Origin of the sequence: Erythrobacter sp. QSSC1-22B (genome assembly GCF_001678665.1) — a bacterium.
GTDB lineage: Bacteria > Pseudomonadota > Alphaproteobacteria > Sphingomonadales > Sphingomonadaceae > Qipengyuania.
Map to the genome: position 1 here is coordinate 424820 of NZ_LZRP01000002.1, position 9832 is coordinate 434651.

Here is a 9832-nt window from a genome sequence, read left to right on the forward strand (position 1 = left end):
GCTGGCCCGCGGCTACGGGCCCTTCAGCCGGGCGCTTAGGCGGCGGCCAGCTCGGGCTCGACGAAGGCGCAGATCGCCTGCCGCGCGACGTGGAATTCGCGCCACAGCGTCAGCGCCGCGGCGGTGGTGTCGCGCCCCTCGTCGGCGGCGGCGATCAACGCGCGCAGGCCGGTCTGCATCACCAGCGTCAGGTCGTCGATCCCGTTGGCCACCGCATCGCAGCGCCAGCCCCCGGTTTGTGCCGCGCGCGCCGGAAGCGAGGCGATCGCGCCGACGGGGTTTTCGTGGGCCAGCTGGGCAAGCTGCGCCACCGCATCGGCGGCGTCGTGCAGCGCATCCCAGCGCGCAGCGAGATGCTGGGCGAGCTCGTCGGCGGGCGGTCCCTGCACCGCCGCCTGTCCTGCGTCGCCGAGCGGCGGCAGCATGGTGGCGTGGGCGAGGTCGAATTCATGGCGGAGCGCGTTCATCACCCTTGCAGGGCTAGCCCCGCAAGCTTGCCAAATCGCTAACGCTGACCGCGGGGTAACCCCGCGATAAGCGCTGGCGCGAGCGGATACGCTTTGCTAGAGCGCCGCTCCACCGTCTGGCCAGCATGCACCCGTAGCTCAGCTGGATAGAGCGCTGCCCTCCGAAGGCTGATGTCAAGGGTGGGTGTTGAAAAAGGAACGACGAAAGAGGAAGAATAAACAACGACTTACTATGATCGGTCCGAAGTGCTTGGAAAGCTGATATTCCTCACGTAAGCACCACGTAAGCAGTTGCACCAAGGTATGCACCCGTAGCTCAGCTGGATAGAGCGTCGCCCTCCGAAGGCGAAGGCCACTGGTTCGAATCCAGTCGGGTGCACCATTATTCTTTGTCCTCACACGTTGCACAGCTACAGAAGCGACGCGGTGTGTTGTCCGGACATGCTGCCTGATCGGCCGCGTTTCGTGACGACGATGACGCGCCCTTACCGACGGTCAAGATCGGCAGGAAGAATTGTATCAATGGTCCGATCGCGAGTGCATATACGACAGTCCCCAATCCTACGGTCCCGCCGAGCAGCCAGCCCCCCGCGAGCACGATCGCCTCGATTCCACCGCGGACCCATCGCACAGCCCAGCCGGTCCGCTTGACAAGGCCGGTCATCAGTCCGTCCCGGGGTCCCGGACCCAGTCCCGCGCCAATATAGGCGCCGCTCGCCGCGCCATTGAGTATTATAGCGAAAACCAGCATCGACAGACGCAGCGGCAGCGAACTCATCGGCGGCAAAAGCGCGAGACAAATATCGGCGACCGTACCGATGACGATTACGTTGCTGATCGTTCCAATCCCAGGTTTCTCACGCAGCGGAATCCATAGCAGCAAGACGAGAACGCCGACTGCGTTGACGATCATCCCAAAGCTCAAGGCGCTGTGCTGGGCCAATCCCTGATGAAAGACGTCCCATGGATCGAGTCCGAGATCAGCGCGCACCATCAGAGCGAGTGAAAGGCCATAGGCGATGAGGCCAAGATAGAGCTGGATAAGCCGCCGGATCATGCACCTGCGAATGCTTCCTTCTGGCATTGAATTCCATAGCCAGTTAGACGATGCTGGCCTCATGGCTACACGCATCATCAGCGCATCTTCCCTGTTGCGGCGTCTCGGCTCTTGGCGACAGGCGACTGTAGGCCCGGCTTACCAAGCTCTGGCGGTGGGGTTGCGTCTGCTCATCCTCGATGGCCGCCTGCCGCTTGCGGTGCGATTGCCAGGCGAGCGCAGCCTCGCGAAAGCGCTGGGGATCAGCCGTACCACGGTCAGCGCGGCGTTCGCGCAGCTCGAAAATGACGGCTTTGTGCAAAAGCATGAACGCTCGGGCGCGCTGACTGCGCTGCCTTCGGCATCGTCGCGCGGCGGCGCCCTGCTGACCCACGACCGGGAAAGCGGGGTGATCGACTTTGCGACCGCCACCATGCCCGCCGGACCGCAGGTTCACGCCGCTTACGCCAAGGCGCTCGCCGCGCTGCCCGCGTATTTCCCGGGACATGGCTACGAACCTTTGGGTTGCCGAGAGTTCCGTGAAGCGGTGGCGGAGCGTTATCGCCGTGAAGGACTCGCCACCTCCTGCAACCATGTGATGGCAACCCACGGCGCACAGAACGGCCTGGCGTTGTTGCTTCGAACATTCGTGCGTCCCCTCGACCGCGTGCTCATCGACCATCCCACTTATCCGAATGCCATCGACGCCATCCTTGCAGCAGGCTGTCGTCCGCTGCCGGTGCCCCTGACGCCATCGGGATGGGACGACGAAGCGATCATGGCGGCGATGCGCGGTGAAGCGCCCAGGCTGGCCTATATCATCGCAGACCACCATAATCCCACGGGTCTGGTGATGCAGGCTACTACCCGCCAACGTCTGACGACCCAAGCGACAGGGAGCGACACGATCATCGTTTATGATGAAACGATGCGGGATCTGTGGCTGGGCAACGAGCCAGGTTTCCCGAAACCGCAAGATGCGCATCACATTGTTAGACTTGGATCGATGAGCAAGAGTTTCTGGGGCGGACTGAGGATTGGCTGGATCAGAGCGCATCCCGATCTGATCAAAAAGCTGGTAGAGGCCCGCGCTTCGCTCGATCTCGGTGTACCGATACTCGAGCAGCTCGCGGCCGCGGAGTTACTACTCGACGACGGTGGAGCGCTGGACGCGCGCCGCACGCTGTTGCGCGGCCGCTGCGATTACCTGCTAGGGATTGTGAGAGATGCGCTACCGAGCTGGCGGGCCCATCGGCCGGAGGGAGGGCTCTCTTTGTGGGCCGAATTGCCTCGGCCGATCGCCACAGGGCTTGGCGATAAGTGCGGAGAGCTGGGCTTGCATCTGGCAGCCGGACCGCGCTTCGGGATTGGCGGAGCGTTCGAGCGGTTTATTCGGCTTCCCTTCACCCTACCAGGAAAGGAGATGGCCCGCGCCGTCTCCATTCTCGCCAATGTCTACCGCCCCGACCATTCCACCGGACGACCCAACTATCGAAATAGGTCAAGAGATGTCGCGGACTTCTATTGATCAGCCCGCGGAGTGACCGAGTGGGACATCAAGCAAGGGCGCGGATAAAGCGGGTTCAAGGCCGAGTTTGTCTGAGCAATGTAACCGCCCGACGCAGATCGGTATCATCCAGACTGGCATAGCCCACGCGAAAGGCTTCGGGGGCGATCGCTGTATCGAGCACGAAGCGCGTTCCCGGTGCGACCGCCAGGCCGGCCTGCGCCGCTTTGCCCGCCCACGTTTCGGCGCTGAGATCGTCGCCCAGCCTCAACCAGATCGCCAAGCCGCCGGCTGGGATGTCGAACGAAACCGCTTCGCCGAGCTGCTGGTCGAGTTCGACGGCAAGGAAATCGCGCCGCGCCTTGTAAATTCTTCTGGCTTTGCGAGCATGGCGGCGCAGTTCGCCGTCGTCGATCAGATTGGCCAGCGCCTGTTCCAGCGGGAGATCACCTTGTCGGTCGATCGCCTCACGATGATCCGCCATTCGCTCAAGGAGAGCTGGCTTTGCCACCGCATAGCCAATCCGCACGGCCGGGGCGAGCAGCTTGGATAGGGAGCCGACATAGACGACGGACAGTTCGGGATCGGCGCGCGCCGCGAGGGGCAATACCGGGCGGCCCTCGAAACGGCATTCGTGGTCGTAATCGTCTTCAAGAATTGCCAAGCCGTGCTGACGGGCGATTTGCAGGAGCCTAAGACGCCGGCCCGCACCCAGTGTTACTGTCGTCGGGTATTGATGATGCGGCGTGAGATAAACAGCCTTGAGGGCTGGCTCGCGTTCGGCGAGGCGGGCGAGATGCTCGACATCCAGACCCTGAGCGCCGACCGGTACGCCGATCACTCGCGCACCGGCTGCGCGGAAAGCGGACCAGGCGAGCGGATAGCCGGGCTCCTCGACCGCGATCGCCTGACCCGGTTCGAGAACGGCACCGGCAGCCAGAAAGAGCGCCATCTGGCTGCCGCGCGTCACCAGCACATTCTCCGGAGCGGCGGTCAATCCGCGTTCCTGCATCAGATAGTCGGCAAGAGACGTCCTCAGAGCGATGCTTCCGCGGGGATCGCCATAGCCGGAGCCGGAGAGAAAGGAGGGCGATATTAGCGCCCGGCGAAAGGCGCGCGCGAGTTCAACACCCGGCATGATCCTTGGGTCCGGAAGACCATCGGAAAGGTGCAGTAGTGGCCGTGTCGTCGCTTCTGATGCACCGCTATCGGCCGGGGCGCGGATATGTCTCTTGCCGTACGATGGTTTGGATTCAGAAAGATCGTCGGCAACGAAGGTTCCTCGCGACGGCTTGGCGACAAGCCAGCCCTGCAGCGTCAGCTCCTGATAGGCCGCATCGACGGTGTTACGGTTGAGTTTCAAACTCTTGGCGAGCGATCGCGTGCCCGGCAGGGCGTCTCCAGGTTTCAACCGACCACGCTCGATATCGCGTATGATGGAAGACGCAAGATTGATGAAGACCGGCTGTCCGCCGTCCTCCGACAATTCGATAGTGATTTTGCTGCCCTTGCCCATCCGGCCTACCATGATTCTTATAACTGGCTCTTTTTAATAGGCCGGATGACGGGTATTTCATAGTGTGCGCCTTGCAGCGATCCCGCTGCGGCGGAGGAATGAAGGAGTATTCGAGATGGCCAAGAAAGCAATTTTCTACCACGCAGGTTGCCCGGTCTGCGTCGATGCGGAGCGCCGCTTCGCGGAGGCACTGGATGCCGGCAAGTACGATGTCGAAGTGGTCCACCTCGGCGAGGATAAAGGCCGCATCGGTGAAGCCGAGAAAGCGGGTGTCAAGTCCGTTCCCGCCATGGTTATCGACGGAGCGGCCTATCACATCAATCACGGTGCCGATTTGTCGGCGCTGCGCTGACCGGGTGCCAAGGCGGGGAAAGACTTTTGCTGAAAACGGCAGTTGCGATACGGCACATTGATTTCGAGGATCTGGGCACCTTTGAAGCCGTTTTGGCGAGCGCCGGTTACAAGATCCACTATTACGATGTGGGCGTGCATGATCTCTGGACGCTCGACCCGCTCCTGACTGAATTGCTTATCGTGCTCGGGGGGCCGATCGGTGTTTATGAGACGAGTGCCTATCCGTTCCTCGCCGAGGAAATCAATCTTTTGCGAACCCGTCTTGCCGAGAATCGTCCGACTCTTGGCATCTGTCTTGGTGCGCAACAGATTGCAATCGCGCTGGACGCAGGAGTCTCTCCGATGGCCGAAAAGGAGATCGGCTTTTCAGAACTTTCGTTAACCGAGTCCGGACGCAAAAGCCCGCTGCGTCATTTGAGTGACGTGCCGGTGCTGCACTGGCATGGCGACACTTTCGCAATGCCGGAAGGGGCGGAGGCTCTCGCGGCGACGCCGCATTGCCGAAATCAGGCATTCGCGCTTGGTTCCAACATTCTCGCCGTTCAGTTCCACCCCGAGGTCAACGCTTGCACCGGTCTGGAACGCTGGTTCATCGGCCATACTGTCGAGCTTGCCGCCGCCGGTATTGATCCGCGCAACCTGCGCGACGATTGTGCTCGCGTCGGTCCCGCGCTTCGCGAGGCAGCACGGCGCATGTTCTCTGAATGGCTGGATGGACTCGAGCGATGACCGTCCACCTCGATCATCTGCTGATCGGTCAGGTCGCGCCGCTCGGCGATCGGGGCGCGCCGAGCGGCATCGACAAGCATTGCGTCGACGGGCGACTGTTGCTGGGCCGGGAAGGCCTTGAAGGCGACGCCCAGGGTGACAGAAAACACCATGGCGGACCGGACAAGGCCGTTCACCACTATCCGTTCGAGCATTATCCGTTCTGGCGCGAGGAGATCGGCGATGTTCCTCTCCTTGCCCGGCCTGGAGCGTTCGGAGAAAACATGTCCACTACCGGCCTGGACGAGGCCAAGGTCGCGATCGGCGATATCTTCGGGCTCGGCGATGCCCTGATCGAGGTGTCGCAGGGGCGTCAGCCCTGCTGGAAGCTCAACGCCCGGTTTGGCGTTCCCGACATGGCGATACGGGTGCAGAAGACGGGCCGCACCGGCTGGTATTATAGGGTGTTGGAAGAAGGCAGCGTCGCGCCTGGCGACGAATTGCGTCTCATCGATCGCCGCTCGCCGGAATGGCCGCTCCGCCGTTTGTGGCGCACGCTTTATGTCGATCCCCTCAACCATGACGAACTCGCCGCGATGGCGGCGCTCGCCCATCTACCCGAGAACTGGCGGCACTATGCGGAACGGCGCCTGGAAACCCGGACCGTCGAGGATTGGTCGCGGCGGCTCAAAGGGGACTCCGCTGGCGCTGAGCCAGCTATTGACGAACCATGAAAGGGGGCTCGATTTGAATTCTTTGACCGACCTTCCTGCGAACTTGCCACTTCCCATTGATGACGGAGCTTGCGATGGACTCCAAGGGAGGGTTTTGCCGACCATATGCCTCCCATCGACCGCTGGCCGCTTGGTCGGGTTGCACGATTTACCACCGGGCCGCACCATCATCTATTGCTACCCCATGACCGGGATGCCAGATAAGCCACTATCAGATGGTGGGACGCCATTCCCGGTGCATGCGGTTGCACGCCGCAATCCTGTTCCTTTCGAAACCATCGCGCCGAACTTAAGGCACTTGGAGCGGGCGTGTTCGGGATCAGCACGCAGTCTTCAGACTATCAACGCGAGATGGTGACACGATTGCACCTTCCGTTCGAAGTTCTCAGCGACCAGAACCTTCGTTTTGCCCAAGCCCTCGATCTTCCAACATTCGAAGTCGCGGGAATGGAGCTTATCAAGCGTCTCACGCTCATCGCGCGTGGCGGCGCAATCGAGCATGTTTTCTATCCAGTTTTCCCGCCGGATCAAAGCGCCGACGAGGTTGTAGATTGGTTACGGCAAGCTGACTGATGCCCTTGATCTCTGTGCAGCGTCGAATTGCGTTTCAACGAACAGCTGGAAGTGGAAGTCTTCCGCGTCCTTCACCGGAACTACATCGACCGTCTTCGCGACGGTAGGGGCTTATTTGTGAACGATATCGACCTAGTGCCACGATGCAACGTGGCTCTGGCCTTGGAAGCATGGGACGATGCAACCCAGATCAAGCTTAGTATAGAACACGCTCTCGGTGACCTGTTGGAGCGGGTGGTCCTGCCAGAAACCGGAACTGCAGGTCAGGTAGGGCTACGGCAGTTCGTTGGGCTCGCACCCCTCGTCGGACCCGAAGCTGAACTTGACGTGCGCGGCTTCGTACGCGAGTTTGTTCTGGACTCGCCTCGGTGACGACGCGGCGAGACCTCATTCCCGGGCTTGGCCTGACATTCCTTGGCGTGCTCGCGTTCAGCCTCACACTGCCGATGACGCGTTTGGCGATCACAGCGCTCGAACCGGCACAGGTCGCGCTTTGGCGCGTCCTCGTGGCCGCCGCACTTGCCACGACCATCCTCGTAGCCTTCAGGCCCTCTCGCCCCCAAGGAGGGCAATGGGCATATATAGCCGCCTGTGCCATGGGGACCGTGTTTGGATTTCCATTCTTTACAACTCTAGGCATGCAGAGCGTGTCGGCCAGTCACGGGGCGGTCGTTGTTGGCCTTTTGCCTCTGGCTACAGCCGTCTGCGGCGTCGTAATAGGCAACGAGCGACCATCCTTGGTGTTCTGGGCTGCGGCGGTCGCGGGCACCGTACTGACACTCGTGTTTGTGCTGCGGCAGGCAGAAGAAGGGCTGGCCTTCGGGCACGTCTGGCTGCTGCTTGCCATCATCGCGGCAGCGATAGGATACGCCTATGGGGGACTGGCTGCACGTACGCTTAAGGGCTGGTCCGTCGCTTGCTGGGCCCTCGTGGTGAGCCTACCCATCCTTATACCTCTTGGCTTCCTGGTGCCCTCGCCTCCGCTGGGCACACCGATTCCCGCCCTTGCAGCCTTCGCCTATCTCGCCGTGATCTCTCAACTCGTAGGGTTCTTCGCCTTTTACCGCGGACTGGCTCTAGCCGGGATTGCCCGGGCCTCGCAGGTGCAACTGCTCCAGCTGTTCTTGACGATCGGCTTTGCGACGACGCTATTCGGCGAGACCTGGGACGGCGAGGTAATCACGTTCGGTGCGTTTGTCATCATAGCCGTCGCGGTAGGAACCCGCGCGCGGATCAAAACCCCCGCACATTAGCACCTTATTTCGATAGCCACTTTTGCTGTGAACGATGCCCTTCATGCCTGCGGCGCGCATGCCGAAACCGGCCGTTGGCGCGGTTCTCTCAACCTGCGCTTCGAAAATGTCGCTTCTCGCAAATAAGATCTTATTTGCCCCTTGGGGCTCGGTCGCGAGGCTGCTTTGCCCGTAATCGCGAATGTCAACGGCGATCGTACGAAACTGGCCGGCGAGCGTTCCACGAACCTGGCTCCAGAGGCCCCGATCGGCGGAGGTGCCGACGATGACGAGTAACGGTGAGCCTTCGCCATCACGTCGTACGCGAGGTTGACGGTACTGTCGCGAGCATGAGGCATGTTTGAACTCCGGGGGACGACAAATCAGGATTGATGGTCGCGGACAAACTTGTGCGTGAGCCCCGGGGCCTCGATGCGACGATGGGCCTCCGCACCGTCGGCGAGCGGCAGCACCGCCTCAATCTCGGGGGCGATCGTCCCGTCGCCGACGTGAAGCGCTTTATCTTAACGGGCAGCTTCTTGCCGTTCGTACGGCGTTAAGGGTTCGATTATGATCCGACAGAGTGGCCTTCAGAGTTTTTCAACAGAATAGGGTGATGGGGTGGACGCCCCCCGGCGGCATCGATGTGCCATACCCGGCGCCGGGTAGCTCTGCTCTCGCAGCCGAGATCGTCGAACTCGCACATGAAAATGGCTTCGAAGCTGGCTTGCAGGAGAACCGCGGTTTCGACCATGGCGCATGGATACCGCTGCACCTGATCTATCCGGCAGCCGATATTCCGGTGGTCCAGGTTTCCATCAGCATGCGTGAAAGCCCGCGCTGGCATTTCCAGTTGGGTGAGATGCTGGCATCTTTGCGGGAGAAGAATGTGCTGATTATCGGATCGGGTAACCTGACGCACAAACTTTCAGAATTTTTTCGTAGCGGTTTCCGCCTAAATGCTCCGCGCGAAGGTTGGGTCAGCGACTTTGCGGAATGGATTGCTCGAAAGATTAGGGAAGGCGATGTGGATGCCGTGCTCCGGGCGGTCAACACCGGCCCATCTGGACGGCGAAATCATCCTACAATGGATCATATTCACCCGCTGTTCGTCGCGCTGGGGGCGGGCGATTCCCCCCTCGGCAGCCTGCGACTGCACCAGAGCACGACTTACGGCGTCCTTGCCATGGACGTGTTCGGGTTTGGCGGGCGCGAGCAGCTGGGCGCCCTCCAAGACAGGAACGTCGAACACGCCCTCTGATCCTCGACGCGCTGCTTCTGATCCGGAACCTCATTGGTCATGGTTCGGCACGATGTTGGCGCGACGCCGGCAAGCCTGTGCAGCCTTGCTGCCGGCGTTTCCGGCCGATTTCCTGAAATCGCAGTCAGTTTACCAGAAGGGCCCTTTGCCTTTGAAATGCCCTCGACATCCACGCAGAAGCTATGTACCGATCGTTCGGGACAATCCAAAAAAGGGGTTTGATTTATGCAACTCTATGATCTCGAACTGTCCGGAAATTGCTACAAGGTCCGTCTATTCCTCGCGCTGATCGGACAACCCTACACTCTGCGCCCAGTTGCCTTCCTTGACGGCGAGCACAGGACCAAGGACTTCATAGCTCGGAACCCGTTCGGGGAGATACCCGTGCTGGTCGATGGCGATGTTCTGCTGCGCGACTCTCAAGCCATTCTCGTCTACCTGGCC

General features: G+C 61.1%; 11 protein-coding genes and 1 tRNA gene. 9 read left to right on the forward strand and 3 right to left on the reverse strand.

Annotated features, from left to right (window positions below; translation table 11 throughout):
- Positions 1 to 35: 35 nt before the first annotated feature.
- Positions 36 to 467, reverse strand: coding sequence for a hypothetical protein (locus A9995_RS05900; protein ID WP_233998101.1), 432 nt, complete (start codon positions 465 to 467; stop codon positions 36 to 38).
- A 305-nt stretch (positions 468 to 772) separates the two neighbouring features.
- On the opposite strand from A9995_RS05900, the gene A9995_RS05910 reads away from it, so the two are divergent.
- Positions 773 to 849: transfer RNA gene (locus A9995_RS05910), tRNA-Arg, on the forward strand.
- Here A9995_RS05910 and A9995_RS05915 read toward each other — a convergent pair.
- Positions 850 to 1524, reverse strand: a complete 675-nt coding sequence (locus A9995_RS05915) for a YitT family protein (protein WP_067610268.1) — start codon at positions 1522 to 1524, stop codon at positions 850 to 852.
- Here A9995_RS05915 and A9995_RS05920 point away from each other — a divergent pair.
- Positions 1523 to 3031, forward strand: a complete 1509-nt coding sequence (locus tag A9995_RS05920) for a PLP-dependent aminotransferase family protein (protein ID WP_145916820.1) — start codon at positions 1523 to 1525, stop codon at positions 3029 to 3031. The genes A9995_RS05915 and A9995_RS05920 overlap by 2 nt on opposite strands.
- Positions 3032 to 3086: 55 nt before the next feature.
- On the opposite strand, the gene A9995_RS05925 is transcribed toward A9995_RS05920, so the two are convergent.
- On the reverse strand, positions 3087 to 4526 hold the full coding sequence (locus tag A9995_RS05925; RefSeq protein WP_067610271.1) for a PLP-dependent aminotransferase family protein: 1440 nt from the start codon (positions 4524 to 4526) through the stop codon (positions 3087 to 3089).
- 115 nt (positions 4527 to 4641) lie between these two features.
- On the opposite strand from A9995_RS05925, the gene A9995_RS05930 reads away from it, so the two are divergent.
- The 7 genes from A9995_RS05930 to A9995_RS05965 all read left to right on the forward strand — a co-directional run.
- Positions 4642 to 4878: a thioredoxin family protein gene (locus tag A9995_RS05930; RefSeq protein ID WP_067610390.1), complete on the forward strand. Its 237-nt coding sequence runs from the start codon at positions 4642 to 4644 to the stop codon at positions 4876 to 4878.
- Between the two features lie 26 nt (positions 4879 to 4904).
- Positions 4905 to 5609, forward strand: coding sequence for a glutamine amidotransferase (locus A9995_RS05935; RefSeq protein ID WP_067610273.1), 705 nt, complete (start codon positions 4905 to 4907; stop codon positions 5607 to 5609).
- On the forward strand, positions 5606 to 6322 hold the full coding sequence (locus A9995_RS05940; RefSeq protein WP_067610276.1) for an MOSC domain-containing protein: 717 nt from the start codon (positions 5606 to 5608) through the stop codon (positions 6320 to 6322). The genes A9995_RS05935 and A9995_RS05940 overlap by 4 nt, the downstream gene beginning before the upstream one ends.
- 228 nt (positions 6323 to 6550) lie before the next feature.
- A complete protein-coding gene (locus tag A9995_RS17205; RefSeq protein ID WP_233998110.1) occupies positions 6551 to 6895 on the forward strand; it encodes a peroxiredoxin in 345 nt (114 codons plus the stop codon).
- Positions 6896 to 7263: 368 nt separating this feature from the next.
- Complete coding sequence (locus A9995_RS17525) at positions 7264 to 8148, forward strand: DMT family transporter (RefSeq protein WP_082992504.1); 885 nt, start codon at positions 7264 to 7266, stop codon at positions 8146 to 8148.
- Between the two features lie 595 nt (positions 8149 to 8743).
- Positions 8744 to 9388, forward strand: coding sequence for a dioxygenase (locus tag A9995_RS05960; RefSeq protein WP_067610283.1), 645 nt, complete (start codon positions 8744 to 8746; stop codon positions 9386 to 9388).
- A 225-nt stretch (positions 9389 to 9613) separates the two neighbouring features.
- A partial coding sequence (locus tag A9995_RS05965; protein ID WP_199797218.1) for a glutathione S-transferase N-terminal domain-containing protein occupies positions 9614 to 9832 on the forward strand: 219 nt, incomplete at its 3' end.

What these genes read in the sequence shown, in the direction of transcription:
- A9995_RS05925 (WP_067610271.1), bottom strand. Translation starts at nt 4,526, where the DNA reads ATGGGCAAGGGCAGCAAAATCACTATCGAATTGTCGGAGGACGGCGGA.
- A9995_RS05900 (WP_233998101.1), bottom strand. Translation starts at nt 467, where the DNA reads ATGAACGCGCTCCGCCATGAATTCGACCTCGCCCACGCCACCATGCTG.
- A9995_RS05915 (WP_067610268.1), bottom strand. Translation starts at nt 1,524, where the DNA reads ATGATCCGGCGGCTTATCCAGCTCTATCTTGGCCTCATCGCCTATGGC.
- A9995_RS05930 (WP_067610390.1), top strand. Translation starts at nt 4,642, where the DNA reads ATGGCCAAGAAAGCAATTTTCTACCACGCAGGTTGCCCGGTCTGCGTC.
- A9995_RS05920 (WP_145916820.1), top strand. Translation starts at nt 1,523, where the DNA reads ATGCACCTGCGAATGCTTCCTTCTGGCATTGAATTCCATAGCCAGTTA.
- A9995_RS05940 (WP_067610276.1), top strand. Translation starts at nt 5,606, where the DNA reads ATGACCGTCCACCTCGATCATCTGCTGATCGGTCAGGTCGCGCCGCTC.
- A9995_RS05960 (WP_067610283.1), top strand. Translation starts at nt 8,744, where the DNA reads ATGGGGTGGACGCCCCCCGGCGGCATCGATGTGCCATACCCGGCGCCG.